Source organism: Citrobacter sp. Cy070, from assembly GCF_030332245.1.
GTDB lineage: Bacteria > Pseudomonadota > Gammaproteobacteria > Enterobacterales > Enterobacteriaceae > Citrobacter > Citrobacter youngae.
The window spans coordinates 1-23,560 of record NZ_JAOWIG010000045.1 but is presented as its reverse complement, the minus strand read 5'-3'; the positions used below and the strand labels follow the sequence as shown (position 1 = coordinate 23,560).

The 23,560-nt window shown below is 51.2% G+C and carries 16 protein-coding genes and 1 tRNA gene; 16 read left to right on the top strand and 1 reads right to left on the bottom strand.

Annotated elements, in window-relative coordinates; genetic code table 11:
* Nucleotides 1-42 precede the first annotated feature (42 nt).
* From OGY19_RS04740 to OGY19_RS04665, 16 genes are all read left to right on the top strand, one after another.
* A tRNA-Phe gene (locus OGY19_RS04740) sits at nt 43-118 on the top strand.
* Nucleotides 119-313: 195 nt separating this feature from the next.
* Nucleotides 314-1,567, top strand: a complete 1,254-nt coding sequence (locus tag OGY19_RS04735; protein WP_040232077.1) for a tyrosine-type recombinase/integrase — start codon at nt 314-316, stop codon at nt 1,565-1,567.
* 206 nt (nt 1,568-1,773) lie between these two features.
* On the top strand, nt 1,774-2,835 hold the full coding sequence (locus tag OGY19_RS04730) for a nucleoid-associated protein (protein ID WP_055322232.1): 1,062 nt from the start codon (nt 1,774-1,776) through the stop codon (nt 2,833-2,835).
* Nucleotides 2,807-4,291: a hypothetical protein gene (locus tag OGY19_RS04725; protein ID WP_040232075.1), complete on the top strand. Its 1,485-nt coding sequence runs from the start codon at nt 2,807-2,809 to the stop codon at nt 4,289-4,291. Before OGY19_RS04730 ends, OGY19_RS04725 begins: the two co-directional genes overlap by 29 nt.
* Nucleotides 4,292-5,585: 1,294 nt before the next feature.
* On the top strand, nt 5,586-6,323 hold the full coding sequence (locus tag OGY19_RS04720) for a coiled-coil domain-containing protein (RefSeq protein ID WP_040232073.1): 738 nt from the start codon (nt 5,586-5,588) through the stop codon (nt 6,321-6,323).
* Between the two features lie 79 nt (nt 6,324-6,402).
* Nucleotides 6,403-6,885, top strand: a complete 483-nt coding sequence (locus tag OGY19_RS04715) for a hypothetical protein (protein WP_023288353.1) — start codon at nt 6,403-6,405, stop codon at nt 6,883-6,885.
* A gap of 81 nt (nt 6,886-6,966) precedes the next feature.
* On the top strand, nt 6,967-8,079 hold the full coding sequence (locus OGY19_RS04710; protein WP_073970863.1) for a tellurite resistance domain protein: 1,113 nt from the start codon (nt 6,967-6,969) through the stop codon (nt 8,077-8,079).
* Nucleotides 8,080-8,128: 49 nt separating this feature from the next.
* The gene (locus OGY19_RS04705) at nt 8,129-9,577 is read left to right on the top strand and encodes an SrfA family protein (RefSeq protein ID WP_055322298.1); all 1,449 of its coding nucleotides are present in this window, start codon (nt 8,129-8,131) and stop codon (nt 9,575-9,577) included.
* A gap of 17 nt (nt 9,578-9,594) precedes the next feature.
* Nucleotides 9,595-12,663 (top strand): virulence factor SrfB, encoded by a 3,069-nt coding sequence (locus tag OGY19_RS04700; RefSeq protein ID WP_055322299.1) that lies wholly within the window; start codon nt 9,595-9,597, stop codon nt 12,661-12,663.
* Entirely contained in the window at nt 12,663-15,377 is a 2,715-nt protein-coding gene (locus OGY19_RS04695; protein WP_055322300.1) for a putative virulence factor, read from the top strand. Before OGY19_RS04700 ends, OGY19_RS04695 begins: the two co-directional genes overlap by 1 nt.
* Nucleotides 15,371-16,390 (top strand): hypothetical protein, encoded by a 1,020-nt coding sequence (locus tag OGY19_RS04690; protein WP_017901258.1) that lies wholly within the window; start codon nt 15,371-15,373, stop codon nt 16,388-16,390. Before OGY19_RS04695 ends, OGY19_RS04690 begins: the two co-directional genes overlap by 7 nt.
* The gene (locus OGY19_RS04685) at nt 16,387-18,354 is read left to right on the top strand and encodes a vWA domain-containing protein (RefSeq protein ID WP_040232062.1); all 1,968 of its coding nucleotides are present in this window, start codon (nt 16,387-16,389) and stop codon (nt 18,352-18,354) included. The genes OGY19_RS04690 and OGY19_RS04685 overlap by 4 nt, the downstream gene beginning before the upstream one ends.
* Nucleotides 18,354-19,079: an ABC transporter ATP-binding protein gene (locus OGY19_RS04680; RefSeq protein ID WP_047358974.1), complete on the top strand. Its 726-nt coding sequence runs from the start codon at nt 18,354-18,356 to the stop codon at nt 19,077-19,079. The genes OGY19_RS04685 and OGY19_RS04680 overlap by 1 nt, the downstream gene beginning before the upstream one ends.
* Nucleotides 19,069-20,283 (top strand): ABC transporter permease, encoded by a 1,215-nt coding sequence (locus tag OGY19_RS04675; RefSeq protein WP_084832405.1) that lies wholly within the window; start codon nt 19,069-19,071, stop codon nt 20,281-20,283. Before OGY19_RS04680 ends, OGY19_RS04675 begins: the two co-directional genes overlap by 11 nt.
* Before the next feature lie 50 nt (nt 20,284-20,333).
* Nucleotides 20,334-21,902, top strand: coding sequence for a formylglycine-generating enzyme family protein (locus OGY19_RS04670; protein ID WP_040232056.1), 1,569 nt, complete (start codon nt 20,334-20,336; stop codon nt 21,900-21,902).
* A 35-nt stretch (nt 21,903-21,937) separates the two neighbouring features.
* The gene (locus tag OGY19_RS04665; RefSeq protein WP_040232055.1) at nt 21,938-22,441 is read left to right on the top strand and encodes a hypothetical protein; all 504 of its coding nucleotides are present in this window, start codon (nt 21,938-21,940) and stop codon (nt 22,439-22,441) included.
* A gap of 59 nt (nt 22,442-22,500) precedes the next feature.
* On the opposite strand, the gene OGY19_RS04660 is transcribed toward OGY19_RS04665, so the two are convergent.
* Entirely contained in the window at nt 22,501-22,956 is a 456-nt protein-coding gene (locus OGY19_RS04660) for an IrmA family protein (protein ID WP_084832406.1), read from the bottom strand.
* Nucleotides 22,957-23,560: the final 604 nt, after the last annotated feature.

Below are 23,560 nucleotides of genomic sequence, written 5' to 3'. Positions count from 1 at the left end.
TCGTTGACGAAACGAAGTGAATCGGGTTTAATGCGCCTCGTTGCCCGGATAGCTCAGTCGGTAGAGCAGGGGATTGAAAATCCCCGTGTCCTTGGTTCGATTCCGAGTCCGGGCACCAAATTCATATCAACGGACCTCCACGGAGGTCCGTTTTTGCATTCTGAACCCGCGAAAATCAACACATCCACAATACGTTAACTCCACCCAACTCAATCAAATTCAACCCGCTTCAAGTCCCTTGCGAGGGTACAACTGAGGGTATAGTCTGATTCGATAAAATTTATACCCCTTTTACTATCAGGAGACCCCACCAATGGCGCTCACTGACGCTAAAATCCGGGCAGCTAAACCGGATGAAAAACCTTATAAACTTGCTGACAGCGGCAACATGTTTTTGCTCGTTCACCCTAACGGCTCGCGTTACTGGCGACTCCGCTATCGGTTTCTGGGCAAAGAGAAAACGCTCGCTCTGGGCGTCTATCCTGAAGTCTCATTATCAGAAGCAAGGGAAAAGCGCGATGCGGCAAGGAAACAGATAACGGAGGGAATTGATCCGTGCGAACAGAAACGAGTAAAGAAAGCAGTACAGGAGGCCAGCAATACGTTCGAGCTTGTTGCACGTCAGTGGCACAAGAGCAACAAAAAATGGTCCGAAGCTCACAGCGAGAAGGTGCTCAAAAGTCTTGAGAGTCACGTATTTCCTCTTATCGGCTCACGTGATATTACCACCCTCAGAACTCCCGATTTACTTGTCCCCGTTAAAACAGCCGAATCCAAAGAGATATATGAGATTGCAGCCCGCCTTCAGCAGCGTATCACTGCCATCATGCGCTATGCTGCCCAGTCCGGCATTATCAGCTATAACCCTGCCGTGGATATGGCTGGTGCTTTAACGACGGTGAAGCGCCAGCATCGCCCTGCCCTCGCCTTAAATCGCATTTCAGAGCTGCTTGAACGACTGGACAACTACAGAGGACAACCTCTCACCCGGCTGGCAACCAAACTTACCCTGCTTATCTTCATACGTTCCAGTGAACTACGCTTTGCTAGGTGGTCTGAGATCGACTTCAAGAAAGCCATGTGGACCATTCCTCCCGAGCGGAAACCTATTGAAGGGGTCAAGTACTCGCATCGAGGCTCTAAAATGCGTACAGAGCATCTGGTCCCGCTATCAACTCAGGCACTGGATATTCTCAAACAAATCCAAGCCATCAGCGGGGAATATGAACTGATTTTCACTGGCGATCACAATCCATGGAAACCCATGAGTGAAAATACAGTGAATAACGCACTACGTCTTATGGGCTACGATACAAAGGTCGATGTCTGTGGTCACGGCTTCCGGGCAATGGCCTGTAGTTCGTTGATTGAGTCAGGATTATGGTCGAGAGATGCTGTGGAGCGCCAGATGAGCCATCAGGAACGTAATGGCGTACGTGCGGCCTACATTCATAAAGCTGAGTTCTTAGATGAACGCAAATTGATGCTGCAATGGTGGGCAGATTTTCTCGATGCGAATAGTGAAAATCCGGTCTCACCTTTCGATTACGCCAGACAACAATTATAATCTATTCTCCCGGCAGAAATGCCGGGAGAATGTTTACTTATTCTTTCCCTGTATACATTTATTCACAGAGGGGTTGATGGCAAGCTGCCGCCTGTCCTTGTGATGAACTATTTTACGTAGGTACAGGTGATTACCTATACTACCCGCTTTAAAGCATGTCACAGCAATTAACGATAAAATAAGACACGAAATAACGGGGTGTCACTATGAGTTTTTTAACGGATGAAGAAATTAATGCACTGACAATAAAACGAATGATTTTTCATGTCGTTGGTGGGGAACTGGAGATCCCAGTGCTGCTCAGCGAAATATCACCACCTGAACACGTCGATTTTTTTCTGGAACGGATTAAGTCTGCATTAAGCGGTAACATGTTCCGGTTTACGGAATTGTCCAATACCGAGCGTATTCTGCGGCTCATAAGGAACAATGCCGATACCGACGCTAGTTGCTTCACCGAACAGTCCACCTTTCTGGCAAACGATTTTCAGTCTCATCACCACACAAAAAATGCCAGCATGGGGGTATTTTTTCTTTTTGAGCTTCACACCCTCAATGATGAAAAACTGTTTGCCCTCATTAAATATGATAACGAGGACGTGGTACGTTACGTGCTGGATGCGGAGGGAGACGAGTTTCAGGTTCCCAGACTCGAACGTTTCCGCGAAAGCTTCGTCAAGAAAGCTGAAGCCATGCAGAAAATTGCTCTGGTCCGCCTGACGGCAGATGCTCAGGGTGGGCGGGTTGTCGTTCGGGATCGCAGCAAACGAACCAATATCTCCGTTTATTTTGAGCGTTTTTTACAGGTACAGCGCGTCAACAGTACAACCGATCTCAGCGACAAACTGGTTGCCGCACTCAAGGATGTCTTCAAAAAGCATCGAGACCTGTTACCGGACGACATCAGACGCAGCGGTGTTAACAAGATTTATGAAACGTTACATCACGGGGCGCAGGATTTTAACACCGATGAACCCCTTTCCCTGCTTAACCAGATTTTTGGACCAATGGAAGAAGATCATCCGCTGGTCAAATCCTTTACCCGTAAAATAAAAGACCTGGGAATTTCAGGTGAATCTTTCCGGATCACCCCTGAGAACATTCCTAAGCCACGGAAAAGAAAACTGGTAACTCTGGAAGATGTTATTGTTATCTACGATGAGGATAATGCACCGGATATCCAAACGATGGAAGACGGGCGAAAACGTATAGTGATAGTGACTGCAGAGCTGGTGACAGATGACATCGATACTGGAAAAAATCGGTAAGGCAATTGACTGCTCACGCCGCACATCTGATCTGGTGATCACTGAAGATCAGCAAACCACCACCCGGAAATTGTTCATTTCTGGAACCATGGATAATGACACCCTTCAGTTATGGGGGGAAGTAATGGATACCGATGCCGAAAATCTCAGGATCACCTTTGTTGATGATAGTCGAGATGATATCCACCCCGCACAAGGTATCCCCGGTCAGAAGCACTTTATCACCATCATCAGCGATGAACTCCCCGGAATTTTGCGCCTCTTCACCTTGGAAGGTTGGCGTTCGTTTTTACTCCAGGATCCCAGGCTCTGTCAGTATCACCGCATCTACGCCCTGTTTATCAACGAAGCATTTGAAACACAACAATGGAAGGTCGCGCCGTGGAAAAAAATGCTCCCGGATGAGAGTGAAAGCGACGTCCCAACTCAGACGGCCTCCGTCACAAAAAGCATTATCCGTTGTTTTTCAACTGACTTTCTTCCCCCAGATACCATTGCACCTTGGATCCTGATATCCGGCGATACAGTGATCGACGAATCAATGAGACTCTGGGAGTCACTCGCTTGTCGGGAGTTGTTGAAATGTTTCGTCAATGAGCTTTTTGCTGCCGAAATAAAAAAGGTCGGACTGTCAGGAAAACCGCCGCGGAAAATCCCTTTCGGGGAAGAACATGCGGCTCTGCCCGCCTTTGACGTCATTCAGGAAACAGCAAAATGGATTTTTCTGGAAGGAAACGAAACCGAGCTTAAACATACCTTTTTGTCCAGTGAACTGGCCAGAGAATGGCCTGAGGGCGTTACGTTTTGTGAAGGCATTGTGTATCGACTCTCCCCGGCACTGGAGTCAGCCCGACTTCTCTACAAGGCCCATATCCGGACAGGGGGAAAAGACACCCTGAAATCGCTGGGCGATTTGCGAAAAAGTCTGACAGAGGACACACAAAAAATTCTGCAGCAGTCGCGTGACCTGTCTTCCACGTTGTGGAAAGATATGGCCCTGGTTATCAGCACTCTGATCCTTCGCTACAGTCTGGAGGCCCTAAAGGCAAGTGGTCCGCAAAAAGTGTATGCTCTGGCATTTTGTGCACTGGCCCTGTATATCGCCATCTCATACGGGATGTCGGTCTATATCAACCGGAATGCCCTTTCACTGCTGGAACAAAACAGAATAACCTGGAGAAGTAAGTTATATGGTTTTCTGGATGAACAAGATTATCAGGAGCTTGCGGGTCTTCCCATTAATACCGCAATGTGGTCATATCGCCGGGTTGAGCGAATAACGTCGGCCATTATGCTCGTACTGGTTACGCTATTACTCACGGCAGCAGCAAGTGAATTCTGGTCGCTAAGTATGATCATGCATTCTGGATACACTTGGGTTATGAGTGCGCTGCAGTTTCTGACATCCACGGCCCTGCGAGGCCCGAACGATTTCCAGTGTGTCCTTCAAGGCTGAAATGAAACAATCAGAGATCATAGCAGGCTCTGGTAATGAGCAACTCTCATGGTTATCTGCTTTCAGGTAACTAAACAGAAATTCATTTTGCCCTGTCGGTCATCTCGCAACTGCTTTCCCCATCGCGTCATGGTAGAAAGAACCACCCCCATAGCACTGTCCGCAGTTGCAATGGTGTAGTTCTACTCAAGGACCATTTGTGCGGATTCGTATTTAAATTCAGCACTGAAATTTCTTTTTTTTCATTGGGATGCCTGTATTGTTCTGAGATGAGCGTATCACCTTTGTTCAGGTGGTAAAATTCTGTAAACCACTACAGTTATCGCTGAAGCTAATCCTGAGTAAAACGGTGGATCAATATTAGAATGTAGGTGGAGATGTAAGTGGATCACTTTTCACCCGTCGTTGACATCCTAGCCCTGTACTAAAAAGTCTTCCAATTTAATCGTGCGCGGAATCGATTCATAAAATGATTTTAACAAACATTGATGGATGAACAAAACCACATTGTATATTCCGTTAGAAAAAATTCACTACACCCTTTTTTAGATTCATAGATACTTGCATCAGATCACGGACATATAATCAAGAAGGTGATAGTAAATGAAAATTTCATGCATATTAAATTAAAAACCCCCCTATCTCCCAAAAGTATATTTCAAGGTTTCCATTAACATTCCCGCCTGCCACTTTACGTACACTCATCCTTCCACGCATACACAAAACACTGCAACTAATAAACAACTACATTAAGGTATCAAATACAGATTACATCGGCGAAAACAAGAACTGTAACCCTACCTACATCACAAGCAAAGACGGCAGCATACTTGTGATTTATCGGCATTTCTGGCATGATCTTTAGTGTGTTTAATACAGATTAATCAGTTGAATCAACATCCTAATTGTACACACTGGAAAAATGTCAGACGTTGAGATACATTCACGGAATGTATGTTTTATGTGGAGATATCCTCCCATGTTTCATGGTAAGGCCTACGAATTCGAAAATGTCGATTATTTTTAAAAAAGATGTGTTTCAGCAGCAAGGCCAACATAAAGTGATACGAAAACACAAAATTGCATAAGCTGTCAGTGCGGGATACCTACGAACACATAATAACGCATTGCAATTAATTTATTGCTTATTATTTAAATACTCTTTGAATAGCTCTTTTGACATCTTATAACTAATACAATAATCAGTAATGTCGGACAAAATCATTACTAATTCTAAATTTTTAGTTGATACAGCTTGCTTGTCGTTACTTAATTATTTTTAAGGAAAAAGATTGTGAATACATTTAACCGAACTACCACATGCATCGTGATTTCCGCAGCATTGTTACTTGGAGGCTGTGCCAATACAGGAAGCTCTCTCCTGTCTGGGACAAAGCCGGATCCTCGCCTTACCACCACAGAACAATCACAGTTCTTTAGCGCTTCTGGTGCACAAGGTTGTGGCGTAGGCGCCGTATCCGGCGCAGCTCTCGGCGCGTTAGTAGGGGCGTTAGCAGGTGACTCGAAGAAAGCGCTTGCCGGCGCTGCAATTGGTGGCGCAGCTGGCTGTGCTGCAGGTATGACCGCTAACTACTATCTTGATGGCCTGAAAAAAGATTATGCCTCTACAGCCGATCGTCTGCAGGCTATGGATAATGACATCAGCAAAGATACCGCAGCGGTTGAAAAATCGACGCTGGCGATGAAACAAGTTATTAGCGAAAACCAGGCCACCTTAACCAAAATCAGCATCCAAAAAGATAAAGCTGGATTTGATAAAGTCGGTGCGAAAACCCAGCTGGCGCAAATTGATGCCAACATCAGCAAGATGAAAGAGACCATGAAAGGCATGAAGGATAAAGAATCTGCCTATAAGGTCGCTTTACAAGGTCAAACGACCACCACAAGTGCAGAGAAAAGCAAGCTGGCAAATTTGAACAAAGAATATGCCAATCTCAATAGCAAGATTGCTGCTCTGGAACAAGAAACCAACGAGCTGTATGAACAGCGCCAGGCGATCTCCCTTGGTTAACCCTTTCGGCCGATAGCATTATCGGCCGGTTTAAGACTGCTTAAAGCAGCGTTATTCGACGCTAATGATGGATTATTTGATGAGAAAATACGCACTTCTTGCCGCCCTTGTCCTTACGGGTTGTACTACGTCCCCCCAGGACTGTGATTTACACGCACAAGATCCAAGCTTTATTACCAAACTGAGCTGCGCCACGTCGGGTGGTTATCGTCAGCAGGTTGATCAAAAAGAACAGCAGGTTCGTCTGAGCCAATATCAAAATGAATCGGCCAGGCAACAGCAGGATTATACCCAAAACAGACAGCAGACCTTAAATCAAAAGCTGGCAGATGAACAAGCAAGGCTAAATGCCGTGCGTTCGGATCTGTCGCAGACTCTCGCAAAACTGAAATCAAGCAAGATTCAAAGCCGCGAACGCCAGCAGGAAATTGCCAAATTGCAGGAGCTGCAGCGCCAGTCACAAACGGCAACGAGCGCCAGCGAAATTTCAGCGATTGAGAAAAAGGTCGCCGAAGCCAAGCACAAAATTAAAGTTCTCGAAGAAGCAAATACGCTCCGCTAAAAGCGCAGAAAACGTTCCGGCTGTCTGAGATGCGATGATACACATCTCATGCATATCACCCACAACAATAATGATTTGCTTATGCAACGATTAACAACTGCCGCGCCGATTGATGAAGCAACGCTGACAACCTATGAAGAGACGGTCGGTATCATACATCGTCATCTTCCTCCTTCACTGGCGCTGCTGTATGCCACCGCGCGTCGCAATGCTGAAGGACGCCTGGAGTGGTGGACAGCACGTCAGGGGCTGGCTAAACCTTTTTCCGCACTGAATGACGCCGAACGGCTGACTGTTGAGAATAAACGTCAGCAATATCAGGACATTCTGGCGGGGTTAATCAGCCAGCTGGCCGCGCGCGGCGAAGATAAGTCAGCACATGCGTTGCAAACGCTGCTCACCCAATCACACCACCTCGACGGCTATAGCGTCGGCGGTGAACCGGTGTTGGTCAATTGGGCCACAGCCAGCACAGCGGCCCCCCTCCATACAGTAGTGGTTATCCCCTGGTGGCGCGGTTTTCTTCCTTGGCTGGCATTATTGCTACTGCTGCTCCTGCTCGTCGGTGTCTGGTGGTGGTTTACACATCGCCCGGCCGTGAAGCTCCCCGTTGTTACACCAACCCATACCGAATTAACTGACACCAATCCCAGCGTGAAGCTTGAGAAACGTCAGGATTTTGGCCGGATAAAAATCAATCTGCAGTGGAAGCAGGGGGACCACAAAGAGCCTGTCGATCTCGATATTGCCGCCTTTGTGCGCTTAAAAAACGGTGAAATCAGCGGCGCTGAGGCGCTGAGTCATTTGCCCGGCAACTATGACCAGCCACCGTATCTGCTGCTGCAGGAAGATCTGCGTGAAGGCAATGACGTGGATGGCGAATGGCTTTTCGTCAACGGCAGCCACTGGCAGGACATTGATGAGGTGTTGATTTATAGCTTCATTTACGCTGGCACCGATAACTGGCAAGGGACAAACGCCTCCGTCACCCTCTATGTCCCCGAACAGCAGCCGATTACATCCATGCTCACGGATAGTGACCAGCGTAATAATGTCGCCGCCATCGCCAGGCTCAAAAATGTCGATGGCAATATTCAGGTTGAACGCCTTGACCGTTTCTTCCCCGACCGCGAGTCGATGGATAAGCACTATGGCTGGGGTTTCAAATGGACGCCCGGCGCGACCAAAAATTAGCCTGTACCACTGTGGCTTTAGTCAAATTACAGCCTTTAAGGGTTAGATAATGCGAAATTCGATTCAGGGACCACTACTTCGTACCGGAAATAACTCTTCATTCAAGGCGCTGGGTGAAACGGGCTATCCTGTTTTCAAGATGGCCTTCCAGCTACGCGAAGCCATCTATCGTCTTGATGCAGGGCGCGATCTGGCCCGTCATCTGGCTATCCCGCAAAACGATCAGGGCGGTGACAGAACCGACTGGTACAGCAGTTTTCCCGGCGATGTTATCCCGTGGAGCGGCGCAAGCGAAGCGGAGCGAGAATCGGCGCGCCAGCAATTTAATGCGTTTCAAATGGCAGTGCAGTCACTAAGCGAACAGTTGCTCAACGCGGAGCAAAGCGGAACCGGCGGCGATCGTCGGGTCTTTGCCCAGTTGCTTAAATCTGTGACCCATTTCCCCGATTATGAGTTTGTCTATCTCGTTAATGGAACGCTGGTGATCACCTTTTGGGGGTTTGTCCACCCGGAAGGGGAACAACGTCACCCGATGCATTGGCTGAGTTCATCGTCCGTTCCCGCCGCCGCCCTCGCGGCCGTTCCGCCGCAGGCCAGCGCCACGGAAAAAACCGTCGAACCCGCTCCCGCGCCCTTTGTTGATGTTCGAACGCGTCGCTGGCGCTGGCGTTGGTTGCTATGGCTACTTTTGGCGTTACTGCTGCTGGCGCTGCTGTTAGGGCTGCTCCGCGGCTGCGCTCCTTCTCTTTCCCTGCCGGGCCACCCTGGTCTTTCTGCGGATAACACCACGATCACCGCGGAGCCTGTGGTTGCGCACCCGGCCACCAGCAACCATGACGTGGCGCTCAGAGGGTCAGAAACCACCGTTGGCGCTCGCGTCGTACCCGGCATCGTGGAAGGGTCAACAGCGGACGCGCATCCTGCACTGGATTCAACGGTGCCCGCGATGCCTGCCGACGCATCTGACAGCGCAGTAGAAGGCGATGCGACGCCGCCGCAGGCTGGCGCGAATGAAGCCAGCGTAGAACCTCCGCTGCCGCCCGGCGTGCCGGATACCCACGACGAGCAGACGCCTCCGGGCGTGACGCCGGTAACCGCCCCGCCGCTCGTTGCGCCGCAGGGCGAACCGTTAACCCTCCCGGCCACCCTACCAGACGGCCCGGCGCAATTTCTTAACGGCGAATGGCGCGTGAATGGCGGTATCCAGGACAAGCACACCGGACGCCCGCTCCAGCTGCAATATAACTTTGACCAGGGCAACGGCACCGTCAGCGTCCGCCAGTCCAGCGGCGTAACGTGCCGTGGTCCTGCCAGCGGTAACGTGCAGCAGGGGGCGCTCAACATTACCAACCCTGAGCAAATGACCTGCAGCGATGGCTCCAACTTTATTGTGCCGACCATCGAGTGCAAATCACCTTCCGCGGGTCATGCCGATTGTATTGGCAGCAACGATGGGGAAAAAACCTTCCCGATTCGTATGCTTCAACCTAATTCCTGAACAGGGACGAGATAACTATGTTGCCCGAGATTGTATCTTTTGATCGTCAAGTAACCCTGGTAGGTGACTCCGGGATCCAGTTTATGGATTTTGGTTTGTCTCCCGGACGTTTGCCCGCCGGTGAATTTGTTAAATTAGCCAATGGCGTACTGACCCGTTTAATCTACAACGAGCAGCGCGATTACTATTTTTATCAGCCCAGCCCGGAAAATATCGAGAAGGCTAAAAGCCAGTACGATATTCCCGTTGAGCAGAGTCTTAAGCTGTTTGACGGAACATGGTTGCCGCTTCCCCTACTCCGTTTCAGCCCGCCTGACGTCTATCAGGAAGGGCCGCTAAACTGGGCGCGTTTTCGTATCGTCAAGCTGGACGAGCCGGATATGGACGGGCATAGCCACCGAATGACGTTGGCTATCGATACGCGCGTGATGGCCAAACAGCAGGCCGCCGCCGACCTCAGCCCGAACCAGGAAGATGTCAATGCCGGGGCGACCTTTGCGGTAGCGACAGCCACCTATGCCCTCAACTGGTATCTCACGCAAGAGTGGATTGTCGACTGGCTGAAAGAGGTATTTAAAGAGGCGAGCAAAGGCCGGGATATCGACGAACGCGAGCAGGAGCTTAACCAGCAGTATCCGCTGGCGCACTACCTTAACCTTCTTTCACTGATGGCGATTCCCGTCGAAGGTTTGCAAAGTCAGACCGCCCCCATCATTGAACTGCCGCAGTTCAGGGTCATCGCCAATCGGGAAACTAACGCTATCAAGCCTATTCCCGTGGATTTGATCCTCGATGTCGGCAACTCACGCACCTGCGGTATTCTCATTGAAGATCATGGGCAATCGGGTTCAGGTATGCAGCACAACTATGTGCTCAAATTGCGCGATCTTAGCGCGCCGGAACATGTTTATACCGAACCCTTTGAAAGCCGGGTCGAATTTTCACAGGCCTTCTTCGGCAAAGATCACTGCTCGGTGCGTAGCGGCCGCCACGATGCCTTCCAGTGGCCGACGATCGCCCGTATTGGCGGAGAAGCGGGTCGTTTAGCGGCGCGCCGAAAAGGCAGCGAAGGTTCAACCGGTCTCTCCAGTCCTAAACGTTATCTTTGGGATGAAAAATATTACGGTCAGGGCTGGCGATTTAACGGTAGCTACGTGCAGGACAGCAATCCGCTCGCCACCGCTGCGCCGTTCGCGAATCTGATCGATGAACGGGGCGAGGCGTTACACACCATCGAAGATGAGATGGATCGCATCCCGGTCTTTACGCCGCGCTATTCCCGCAGTTCGCTGATGACCTTTATGCTCGCGGAAGTATTAACCCAGGCGATTAGTCAGATTAATAGCCCGGAACAGCGCATACGTCAGGGACACGCAGGTATTCCGCGTCAGCTACGCCATATTATTCTGACCGTGCCGCCCGGTATGCCGATGGCTGAACGTTGCGTACTGGATGACCGTATGCGTCAGGCGGTCGGTTTAGTCTGGAAAGCGCTACGCTGGCACAACGGCGAAAACGATCCTTACGAGGATGAGCAAGAAGATCATAGTCAGACAAACATTAAAATACCGCTGCCGAAAATCAGGGTCGAGTGGGATGAAGCGTCCTGCGCGCAGTTGGTTTATCTCTATACCGAGATTAACCAAAACTTTGCCGGTCACCCGGAGTCGTTTTTCGACGCCCTTAGCCGACCCGACAGCACGCAACGTGAAAGCATATCCATCGCGTCTATCGATATCGGCGGCGGCACCACCGATCTGGTCATCACCGATTATCATCTCGATCGCAATGGTCATAGCGGAGGCGGCGCTAACGTCCATATCATCCCGCACCAGCGTTTCCGCGACAGTTTTAAAATTGCCGGCGACGATATTCTGCTGGATGTCATCCAGTCCTATGTGCTTCCAGCCTTTGAGCAGGCGCTGCGTGAAACGGGGGTCATATCCGTTGAGACGCTGATGTCTCAACTGTGCGGCTCGCAAAATATTAGCGCGGCGGAATCCGTGCTGCGTCAGCAGCTCACCCTGCAACTCTTCGTTCCCCTAGCGTTGCACATTCTGGGTAAATACGAGCAGTTCGATCCGCTGGACGAACAAACGCATATCGTGATTAACCAACGTGTCGGCGATCTGCTGCCGGTAGGTTCTCTGCGTGATGAAGTCGAGAGCTTTGTTCGCCGCGAAGTACAGAAAGCCGGCGGCCCGACCGATTTCAAACTGGCGGAGGTCATGCTTACTCTGCCGCTCGCCAGAGTGCATAACGATCTGTGCTCGGGTAAGTTCAACATTGATAAAGTGCTAACCGCGCTGTGCGAAGTGCTGAGCTATTATCATTGCGACCTGCTACTGCTGACGGGCCGCCCTTCACAGCTGCCGGGCATTCAGGCAATTATCCGTCGCAACCTGCCGTTGCCGCCGGGGCGTATTTTACCGCTGCACGGTTATCAGACCGGTACCTGGTATCCGTTCCATAAAAACGGCCATATCGACGATCCGAAGAGCACCGCCTCCGTTGGCGCGATGCTCACACAGCTGTGCGCAAACCACAGCATTCCTAACTTCCATTTCCGTACCTCGGCGCTAAAGCCTTACTCAACGATTCGCCATATTGGCACCATTGATATGGATAACCTGATTCGCAGCGCCGATATCGTTTATCGCCATATCGAATCGGAGAACGGGCAGATAAAACTGCCGACATTCACCGACGAAAATGGCGAGAACACCACGCAAAGTATCATCATGCGTGGCGATTTGCGGCTGGGTTATCGTCAACTGGATGCCGAACGTTGGGCCGCCGCGCCGCTTTATACCTTACGTTTTAGCGAAGAAGGCCGTAAGAAGTTTTCCGCCGCCCTCTCCGTGGATAACGGTTCACCGTATCTGAAAGTGAGACTGGCTATCGACAAAGGCAAACGGGCGCGCCAACTGGGCTTAATCAGCGATCGGCTGATGATTGCGGATATCACCAGCAACACCGATAAGTCATTCAGCAAGCGTGATGTAGATCTGGAACTCAATACCATGCCCGATACGGGGCTCATTGATAGCCGACACTGGCTCGATAGCGGGAGCGTTAAAAAATAATGAATAGCGATCAAAAATCTCTCACTCAGGGTTGGGCAGCTATCGCTCAGGGCTGTCACGACGCGCTTGGCTGGGTCGATGCGGTGCGTACCGGTTCACGTCGCCTCGACAACGAGGCGGATAAACTCAACCTGAGCTTGCTCCGCACGCGTAACCAGGCCAACAGCCTGAAGCTGGTCGCCAGAACGCCAATGACCGTCGGCTTTTTCGGCATTTCTCAGGCCGGGAAATCCTATCTGATTTCCGCGCTGGCAGCGGGCAGCAACGGTTCACTGGAAGCCCTTTATGGCGAACGGCGCGTCGACTTTATCAAAGAAGTGAATCCCGTCGGCGGCGGTAAAGAGGCCACCGGCCTGGTCACCCGCTTCACCCGCCAGGCCCCCGCCGCGCCCGCGGGCTACCCTGTGCCTCTGCGCCTGTTCAGTGAAATCGATCTGGCAAAAATTCTGGCAAACGCCTGGTTTAATGATTTCAACCACGAGCAGTTGAGCTTTCAGCTTGATGAAGCCAGGGTTGAAGAGCGACTGCGCCCCTTCCTGCAACGCGCCACACAAGCAAAAAGCTATAACGGCGTGAGCCAGGAAGATGTGGTTGCCTTATGGGATTACCTAAACGCCTCGTTCAGAAAATCGGTTGAAAAACTTGAACACGCCTATTGGCCGCAGGTGTTGAAAATTGCCCCTGCGCTGAGTCCAGGCGAACGCGCAGAGCTATTTTCTTTATTGTGGGGAGAACTGCCGGCCCTCACCGAGACCTATCGTTCATTAGCCAATGTACTGACCAAACTCAATCATGCCCGGACGGTGTTCGCCCCGCTGGAGACGCTGATCGATCACAGTAACGGCAGCATTATGAACGTCGACAGCCTTAACCGGTTAGGCTCCAGCCAGGATCGCCACGTGGAGATCCGCTACTGGAAAGAGGAGCAGCAAATCGGCAGCGCCAGCTTAACCCAGGCGGAACTGGCGGCGTTAACCACCGAGCTTATCTTCCCGTTAGCGGAAGTCGAAGCCGACAGCGTCGTGGAGCAGGTCGATCTGCTCGATTTCCCTGGGTATCGCGGGCGTCTTAAAATTACCGCGCTGGAAGAGGCCGGTAGAGAGGGGCTTAATCCCATTTGCCAGCTTCTGCTGCGCGGTAAAGTCGCCTATCTGTTTGAGCGTTACACCGATAATCAGGAGATGAACGCGCTGGTCGTGTGCGCCAGCTCCGCCAAACAGAGCGATGTTGCTGACGTTGGTCCGGTATTAAACCGCTGGGTAGAAAAAACGCAGGGTAAAAGCGCCGAAGAACGTCAGGGCCGTAACCCTGGGCTGTTCTGGGCCATCACCATGTGCGATATGCGCATCAACAGCAGTCTGCAACTCACCACCGAACAGTTAAAAGAAGGCTGGGAAGGTATGCTGCACATGACCTTGCTGGAGCGTTTCGCCCAATATGATTGGCTGCAGCAATGGGCGCCCGGCCAGGCGTTTAATAACTGTTTCCTGGTGCGAAAACCGGGGCTGGATAACCCGTTCATCGACCTAAAAGACGGTACAGACCAGGAGCGAAACAAGGAAGCGTGCATCACCGAGCGCTATCGCCAGAAGCTCGACGAAATGGGCAGCACCTTCATCAGCGCTAAAAACGTGCTGCAACACATCACCGAGCCGAGCAAAGCCTGGCACGCGATGCTCGAACTCAACGATGGCGGTATGGGACGCTTAACCAAAGCGCTGCGCGGCGTCGCGCATCTGGAATTTAAGCTGGCGCGTTTGCAGCAACAGCTTGAGCAGTGTCGCGAGGAGACCGGCGATCGCCGCCTGGGCCGCTGGTACGAAAAAGACGGCGACGGGCAGCTCGTGAAAAAGCAGGCCATTGCGAAAGAGCTATGGCAGGGGCTGTCCGCCTGTTCCCACAGTATGGGAGAGCTAATTAATCGTCTGGATCTGCCGACGCAGGAGCTTAATAACATCTATTTAAGCATTCGCGACCGCAACCCGGAACCGTCAAGCGATGGCGACAGCCCAGCGGCAAACGCGTTTACCGCCAGCCCATTTGGCAGCAACCCCTTCGGTGATAACCCGTTTGGCAGCGATCCCTTCGCCGCCGCCCCGGCTGAAACCGCCGTGGTTGACGCGCCGGCGTCAACTGCCCAGGAAAGAGTCGGCCAGGACGATAATTTCGCCCATCAGGCGTTTAAAGCCTGGGTCGCGCATCTGCGTGAACTGCCGCAGCAAGCGCCGCAGTGGCGTCAGTTGGGGATGAACAGCGAACTGATTAATCATCTCAGCGAAGAGTTGATCACCGCAGCCACGCGCCTCGATCTGGAAGGCACGCTGAAACGCGCGCTGGCGGGTCAGGAGCAAGCGGGTACGCGGCGTGAACATCTTATGGCACGCCAGGTTCTGCGCGCCCAACTGACTATGCGTGATTTTATCGCCTGGTTTGGTTATCTCACTCTACCGCCTGAAAAGGTGCCCAACAGCTATGTTGGCGAGAAAAATAAAGTCTTCCTGCGCCAGAAACCGCTGATGAACGACGAGCTGCCGCAGCTCGCCGCCGTTGCGCCGCAGCCGGGTGTCTCTTATCTGGGAGACTGGCTATCCGCCCTGATGAGCGTCGTACTTGATAACGCTGGTCATAGCGCCACGCGCGATATTTCCGTCGAACATAATCGCCAACTTGGTCAAATTATCAGCCAATTGAAACAAGAGAACATGCCATGCTAGCTAAAATCATCGCCTGCCAACCGGCAGAGCCGGGTACCGCACAATTGATGGTTCGCCTGCGCGGCGAAACTGCGGTGCTGCCCGATCTGACCTTTACGCTTTGTAATAACGAGCAGAACTATCTGCAGCCCGATGGCAGCTGGAGCCCTGCACAGCACTGGTTTACTGTCAACGGCGGTTACTCCCTGGCCAACGGCAGCGGCTTTCGTATCGGCCCTACTCTACTTGACCCTTTGCTGGCAAACGCAAGCCAGGTCCAGATTCAGATCAAGCTGGCTTCAGGAGAAGTGCGCAATACCACCCTCCAATTGGTGCGTGATGAGTTGCTCTCTTCTGAAGCCAGGGGCGCGACGGGTAATTACAGCAGCAGCAGTATGCTGGCAACCCCAGAAACCGACTCCGCACCAGCGGCCATCGTAGAAGCGCCCGTCGCAGAATCTGAAACCATTGCGCCGACCATTCATGCCGAGCCGCAGCCGCAACAAAAACCTGCGGCTTCCCGCCTCCCGCTCATCATCGCTGCCATCCTGCTTTTAGTGGTGATTGCTGGCGCGCTTTGGTGGTTCATGGGCCGGGACAAAGGTCAGGAGGTGGTCCCGGCGGTACAAGCTCAGCAAGCCCCCGCCGCCGCCGCCCCTGAAGCGACGAACACCGAGCCTAAAGCCCCGGCTGGCTGTTCCGCACAGAGTTTAGACACGCTGAGCGAGCTTGAATTCGTGCAGACGTGCGTTCAGGAAAAACTCGATAGCGATAAACTGCTGGCCATTATCCAGTCAGCGAAAGAGGCGAAGAAATGCGGCGTCGCCCAGCGCCTGTACGCAAATCGCGCGCAGGGCGGCGATACCAAAATCGCCCTGATTTACGCCGGTGAGTACGATCCGAAATACCATCAGGCAAGCGAATGTTTCAAAGAGGCGGATAAAGATACCGCGGCCTATTGGTACGAAACGGTACTGCAATCAGAACCCGAGAACCAAACGGCTAAGCAGCGCCTTGAGGAGCTAGCAAAATGACCCGGACTTTTTTTTGCCGTCTGGCGCTGCCATTATGCGGCCTGTTGTTCAGCGGGCACCTCTTTGCCGCCGAGGGCGATAAACCGCTGCTTCAGGAAGGGAAGAAAACGCTATACCAGCGCATCCTGACGACGCCAGGCTGTAAGCTTAGCGACAACGCCGGGGATGAAAATGGGCAGCTTCAGCCTGCCTTTAGCAGCCTTTATGTTTATCAAAAGGAAGAGGCTAAGGGGCAAAGCTGGCTTAAAGTCGGGCCGGATAGCTATGGCAAAACCCTTGGCTGGTTGCCGAAATCCTGTACCGTAGACTGGAAAATGCAGCTGACGCTGGCGTTTACCAACCCGGCCAACCGCGATCGGTTACTCTTTTTCAAAGAGAAAGAAAGTCTGGATAACATTCTTTCTGCCCCCGATCCTGTCTCTCTGGTGGCGCCGCTGCGCGCCAAATTGAAGCGTGACGGCCACGCTGAAGGTATTCAGGCCCAGGAGCCGGAATATTTTGTCGATCTGCAAAAGCAATTTTATCTGCTGCCAATCCTGAGCGGCGAAGAGGTCATGACCGAAGATGGCTTCTATACGCGCCTGCTCAACGTGGCCTCCGTCAGCAAGGCGGATGATAACGCAGCGGCAAAACAAGATAACGACGTAAACCAGTTGAAAGGCTTTAACGCTTCGGTGGTGTTCGTTATCGATTCAACCATTTCAATGGGGCCGTATATTGAGCGCACTAAAGAGGCGGTCAATAAGATCTACGACAAAATTAAACAAGAGCATCTGGATGGGCAGGTCAAGTTTGGTTTGGTCTCTTATCGTTCAAATACCAAAGCCGTACCGGGACTTGAATATAACACCCGCATTTTCGCCGACCCTAACCAGGTCAAGGACGGCGCGGATTTTCTGCAGAAAGTCGCCGATCTTAAAGAAGCGAAGGTCTCAAGCTCTTTATACGACGAGGATGCCTATTCCGGCGTGTTATCAGCTATTGATGACATTGACTGGAGTCCATTCGGCGCCCGCTATATGGTGCTGATTACCGATGCTGGCGCGATTGAGGGCAGCAATAAACTTTCAGGAACCGGCCTTGATGCCAGCCAGCTCCGTCTGGAAGCCGGTAACCGCGGCATTGCTATTTATACGTTGCACCTGAAAACCGCCAGCGGCAAAGCAAACCATACCAAAGCCGAGGGCCAGTACCGCGATCTATCCAATTTTGATAGCACGCAATCTAACCTTTATCAGGCGGTGAATGCAGGCGATATCAAAATGTTCGGTCAGCAGGTTGATGCCCTGGCGTCAGCCATTACGGAACAGGTGAAAGCCGCCTATATGGGGGATGCCGCCATTGGCAGCGCGCTGTATGCCAAAGATGAGGGGCAAAAGCTCACGGCGGAGCAGAAATTGCTCCAGGATACGGCGTTAATCGGGCATGCGATGCAGTTAGCCTATTTGGGCAAACGCAACAGCACCCAAGCCCCGTTGGTGTTCCAGGCCTGGATTAGCGATCGCGATCTGATTAAGCAGAACATCCCCACAACAGATGTTCGCGTGCTCTTAACCAAGGGACAGCTGAGCGATTTAAGCGATGCCGTCAGCCAGATTCTGAAAGCCGCTAATGAAGGGATGATCTCGCCCACTAAGATGTTTGAACAACTGCGCACCGTTGCGGCAACAATGGGGACCGATCCTAACCAGTTGAAACAGCAAGACAGCGCGAGCATCGGCGATCTTGGCGTGCTGGGCGAGTATCTGGCCGATCTTCCCTACAAAAGCGATGTGCTGAATCTCGATGAAGAAACGTGGAAAAGCTGGGATGGGCTGTCACAGGAGAAATTTATCCGCACACTGTCATCCAAGCTGCGTCACTATCAAAAATATAATGCAGATGTCGACCGTTGGGTCGAGCTAGCGCAAGGTAGCGATCCGCGCGATCGCGTGTATCCCATCCCACTGGAAATGATGCCCTGATGCTGCACATTGAAGACTTGTGCGTGGTTCGTGGTCAGGATCATCAGGCTCACCGTGTTTACCTGCCGCAGCTTTCGCTGCGGCCAGGCGAGGTGGTGGCGGTAACGGGTGAAAGCGGCTGCGGTAAAAGCACGCTTCTGGAAGCCATTGGTTTAGTGTTGCATCCCAGCAAAATTGGGCGTTTCACGCTCAGCAAAGGGGCACAGCAGCAGGATATTGCCGCGTTGCTTCTGGGCGAGCGACATAATACACTCGCTGCGATTCGGGCACGCGAACTTGGCTTTGTATTACAAAACGGTGGCCTCCTTCCCTACCTGAACGTCAAAGATAATATTCTCTTGCCGTGCCAGCTGCTGGGAGCCCGCCCTGACAGCACCATGCTGGATAGGGTCATCGACACGCTAAAACTGTCGCCACTACTGGCAAAATATCCTACCCAGCTCTCCTTTGGCGAACGGCAGCGCACCGCTTTTGCGCGCGCGATATTACATCGCCCGGCGCTGGTACTGGCAGATGAACCGACGGCGGCGCTCGATCCCTACAATGCCCAGAAATTATTTAGCCTGTTTATCGAACTAGTCCGTCAGGAAGACATGATGGCGCTGGTCGTTTGCCATGACTGGCCTCTGGTCAAACACTTCAATTTACCCTGTTTAGCTGCGCAGCCAGAATCGCTGACGGCGTCATCACAGAGCGAACGGGGAGGTACTTACTTTGTCCTTTAATCGTGCAAGACTGCTCGGTCGCCTTGCAATGCAAGACCTGTGGCACGATCGCATCATCTCTTTTTGCATCGTCTCCTCTCTTGTTGCGGTCATCGCCCCTTTACTGCTCCTTTTTGGCCTGCGCTTTGGCATTGTGAACCAGTTACAAAACGATCTGGCCAACGATCCCCGCAATCTGGAGATCCGCATGTTGAGCAGCGGAAGCTACGATCAGCACTGGATCACGCAGCTACGGCAGCGGCCTGATGTCGGCTTCGCCATCGGGCAAACGCGCTCGCTCAATACGCTGACTGACTTGCAGACGGACAGCACACATTTTATTGAAAATGCGGAAGTCATTCCGACAGAGGCTGGCGATCCTTTGCTCGGCACGCAGGTGCTCCATCATGACCATGAAGTTGTTATTACTCAGGAAGCGGCACGCAAGCTGGCGGTGAAAACCGGTGATACGCTCACGCTACGCGTGAGTCGTATGCTCGATGAACGCCGCGAATGGGGACGTAAGCGCGTGACCGTGGTGGGGATTTTGCCAGCCACCTATTTTAATCGCCCCGCTATCTTTACCCGCCCCGCGTTATTAATGGCTCTTGAACATTTTCGCGATGGCTATGCGGTAACAGCGTTAGGGGTCGCCAGCGGCGCTCAGCTTAACGGTAACGCGCCGCGCTACGCCCGCGCAAGGTTGTACGCACGCGATATTGACCATGTCGCCAGCCTTGAACGCGATTTGCGCGCCCAACACATCGAAACTACCAGTCGGCTGGCGGATATTGAGAATGTAAAAAGCATTAACCGTGTGTTGAGCATCATCTTTAACACGATCGCCATCACCGCGCTCATTGGCTGTATCGCCTCGTTAATCGGCTCGTTTATCGCCAATGTCGATCGTAAACGTAAGCATATTGCTGTACTTCGTCTGCTGGGCTTCACGCGACCAGCCGTAGGCGTTTACGTCATTAGTCAGGGCACTTTGCTCAGCCTGATGGCCTATATAGGCGGTTTTGGCATCTATTTTTTAGCCAGCCAGATATTTAACCGGGCGCTGTCCACAAGCCAGGCCACCGGTCAGATGATTTGCAAGATAACGCCCTTACACGGCCTTATCGCCCTCTTACTGACGCTGGTTGTGGCGACGCTGGTTGCCGGTATCGGTGCCTGGCGCGCGATCCATATTGAACCTGCGCAGAGCCTGCGCGAGGCATAACCCTTATTTTTTTAATTTGCCCTAAGCATCTATTTTAGCGGAGATCGTTCATGGCCTTTACTCCTTCCACATTATCGCGCTGCCTGGCGCTAGCCCTGCTGGTGAAGATCTCCCCCGCGCTGGCAGAACCGTGGGCAGAGAAAACCTATAATCCGAAGCCGGATAGCGATGACGTGATTTTGCCTATGCCCTGCGAAGGTTCGATGGTATTTCGTCGGGTAGAAATTCCAGTAGCCGGTCCTCTGGATGATATTCCCATCACCTTAGGGGAAGATGGCGGTGAATGGGGCTTTGTGGAACACAGTTATCCCACGTTTATCGCCGGTAGCTTTACTGAAACGCCCCAAAATAAAGGCCGTTATTATTTAATGGCGAAATATGAGCTGACGGCATTGCAATATCAGGCATTAACTTCCGATACTTGCCCGACACCATCGCGTAAACTTAGCCTCCCTCAAACCAGCATCAGTTGGTTTGAGGCCGTTAATTTCTCCGATAAATATAACCAGTGGTTACGCGCAAACGCGCTCGACAAGCTGCCGAAAGAAGATAACAAGCCAGGTTTTTTACGACTGCCCACCGAAGTAGAGTGGGAGTTTGCCGCGCGCGGCGGTCTGAAAGTGGATACCGCACAGTTTCGTGATTCCCGTTATCCGATGGACGACATCAAAAATTATGAGTGGTATTCCGGTTCGCAGTCCTCAAACGGGAAACTTCAGCTCATCGGTCTGTTAAATCCTAACCCGCTCGGCCTGTACGATATGTTAGGCAACGTCTCTGAGATGATGTTTACCCCCTTCTACCTCAATAAAATTAATCGATTGCATGGCCAGGCTGGCGGTTTTGTGGTGCGTGGCGGCAGCGTGATGTCCAGTGAGTCGGATATCCGCAGCGCTAGCCGTAAAGAAATTAACTATTACGATAATGCCCAGCCTTTTACCAGTAAAACAATGGGCCTGCGGTTGGTGCTGGTTTCCCAGGCAATTACCTCAACGGACCGGGTCAAACTTCTTGAGAAAAACTGGTCGACTCTCGGTGATGATAAAACGGGCGCAGAGAGCAGCAAATCCGGGTCCAATGATACGGCGAAAGCGTTAGGTAGCCTGGCTTCTGGCGTTGAAGACGGCGAGCTGAAGAAAAAGCTGAAAGATCTGGAAAACCAACTTCGTGCCAGCAACCAGCAGCAGCAAGAAGAAAGAGCACAGTCTATCCGCGCCAGCCTGAATCTGGGCTCTTTTCTCTGTACCAAATTACAGGATGATGGTCGTTTCCTTGACTTCCTCAATCACAATTATGAGCTGCTGTGCAAAGATAAAGACAGCAGCGATGCCAACTGTGCCATCCGCAAAAATAAGCTGGCGGAACAAACCGATCGTCTACAGCAGCTAACGAGCTACTACGCCAGCAGTCTGGTGGATTCCGGCACCCTGTATGGGCAAGCAGGGCTAAAAGGCGAAGTGAACGTGTTCAATCAGATGCTGACGCTGAATAAACGTCTTTCCGGTCTTAAGCCGTTCCTCGCTGCTCATTGGCAGAATCAGCAAAAATACCTAGCGAACGGCAAAATTGATACAGCTGGCTGGCTGGATACCTGCAAACAAGTAAAGAACGGCCACTAATCTTAAACATGTCAGTTTATAAAGGAGTAAGGAACGTGAAATTAACTCTACGAATTGCAGCGTTGACCATTGTCTGTATGTCACTCAGCCAGACAGCTTTAGCTGCGTCTTACAGTGCGGAGGATCAGGAACAATTAACGCTGGAATGCCTGCTCACCAATAATAAATACGCCAGCGCCTTTATTGCGCAGGATAGCGCGGGATATGCCCTGGGAACCCAGTCTGCTCCGACTGCTGAGCTGAATCTTGTCACTAATCAACCGGGGGTTAACGCCTACTATAATTCTCAGATGATCGCCGGTGGCTCGCTTTACTGGATACGTGTCGTCAAAGGCCCCTATGAATATATTGTTTACGATAAAGAGCAGCACGGCGATATGTCAGGTGTGGTTGTCACAAAAAAAGGGAAAAGAATCTTCCACAAAGATTGCAAGGAACCTATCAAGGTGGGTACACAAAACGATGGCAGCATCTTTAGCCGAGTTGCGCAAGAAGATACAGAAGGCGATCGTATTATCGATTTAATCAACAAAGCATAAACGCTTATTTCGTCGTAATGGGGATGTATATCTATCATCCCCATAGAAGGCAGCTAAAGCTATCCGCTTTTTTGTACGCTCATTTTTAATGGTTGATAATATTGCGGATCAAACATCGACAGTGGCAGAGCATGGACTGAACCATCCGAAGACGTTTCCTCAACGTGGGTAATCACGATGTTGGCTGTATTTTCAACCGCATCACAGCTGAATTCAGTTGCCGAAAGGGTTGAGCGAGTTGCACTGCTATCGCCAAACGGCTGAACATCAAGAGTTCCTTTTTCCAGAACGGCTCCCGATTTATCAGTTAATTGTAAGCTGACTGTCAGGTTATTGAATGTCCCATCACCGCGGTTACCCAGCCGGAATACCAAAGAACACACGCCCTGCACCCAACTGCTATCCGTATTACGAATACTAATATACCGATGGTCATTCTCCGCACTCACTGCGGGGCCAACCATGCCGCCACAAAGTACGGCCAGCAATAAGCTGCATAATGTTTTCTTAATCATAATCTTCTACGCCCTCATTCCTCACGCCGCCTCACAAAATTCTGTTCTCTTCCCCGATACGTATGTCGGTTTTAGCCTATTTCAGTGCCAACTCAATCTGTTCTATTGCTTTCTAAGCATATTGTAATGAGCTATATGGTTAAAAAATAGTAATACACTAAACAAACTAGCACTTCAATTTAAAAGCGTTACTCACGAAAAAAAATTAGAGCGATAATTAGTTCGTTAAAAATAATAACATTACAAAATTAGTAATATCTATTCTTTCTTGTTGCTTGTAGAAAAAACAGCCTAATCAATAGACCCTATGCAAAATTCATTGAGATGGACCATTTTAGTATATGAACGGTTTTGCTAACGTCATTAATCGTTATTATATAAAACGTTGTTTTGTTTTCCTACGTATACCTAATGCGGAATATAAGGAAATAGCATTCTATAAAGATATTGGTGAAGAATAATTAATGAGTTGAATCGCCACGGGTTTAACAGACACCTCAGAGTCATTTAAGATGGCTTAAAGAGAGGGTGATGCTGCCAACTTACTGATTTAGTGTATGATGGTGTTTTTGAGGTGCTCCAGTGGCTTCTGTTTCTATCAGCT

Bases quoted from the DNA above. Each gene is read 5' to 3' on its own strand.
- OGY19_RS04670 (WP_040232056.1), top strand. From the start codon at position 20,334: ATGGCCTTTACTCCTTCCACATTATCGCGCTGCCTGGCGCTAGCCCTG.
- OGY19_RS04715 (WP_023288353.1), top strand. From the start codon at position 6,403: ATGAGAAAATACGCACTTCTTGCCGCCCTTGTCCTTACGGGTTGTACT.
- OGY19_RS04730 (WP_055322232.1), top strand. From the start codon at position 1,774: ATGAGTTTTTTAACGGATGAAGAAATTAATGCACTGACAATAAAACGA.
- OGY19_RS04695 (WP_055322300.1), top strand. From the start codon at position 12,663: ATGAATAGCGATCAAAAATCTCTCACTCAGGGTTGGGCAGCTATCGCT.
- OGY19_RS04690 (WP_017901258.1), top strand. From the start codon at position 15,371: ATGCTAGCTAAAATCATCGCCTGCCAACCGGCAGAGCCGGGTACCGCA.
- OGY19_RS04710 (WP_073970863.1), top strand. From the start codon at position 6,967: ATGCAACGATTAACAACTGCCGCGCCGATTGATGAAGCAACGCTGACA.
- OGY19_RS04660 (WP_084832406.1), bottom strand. From the start codon at position 22,956: ATGATTAAGAAAACATTATGCAGCTTATTGCTGGCCGTACTTTGTGGC.
- OGY19_RS04685 (WP_040232062.1), top strand. From the start codon at position 16,387: ATGACCCGGACTTTTTTTTGCCGTCTGGCGCTGCCATTATGCGGCCTG.
- OGY19_RS04680 (WP_047358974.1), top strand. From the start codon at position 18,354: ATGCTGCACATTGAAGACTTGTGCGTGGTTCGTGGTCAGGATCATCAG.
- OGY19_RS04705 (WP_055322298.1), top strand. From the start codon at position 8,129: ATGCGAAATTCGATTCAGGGACCACTACTTCGTACCGGAAATAACTCT.
- OGY19_RS04700 (WP_055322299.1), top strand. From the start codon at position 9,595: ATGTTGCCCGAGATTGTATCTTTTGATCGTCAAGTAACCCTGGTAGGT.
- OGY19_RS04725 (WP_040232075.1), top strand. From the start codon at position 2,807: ATGACATCGATACTGGAAAAAATCGGTAAGGCAATTGACTGCTCACGC.
- OGY19_RS04735 (WP_040232077.1), top strand. From the start codon at position 314: ATGGCGCTCACTGACGCTAAAATCCGGGCAGCTAAACCGGATGAAAAA.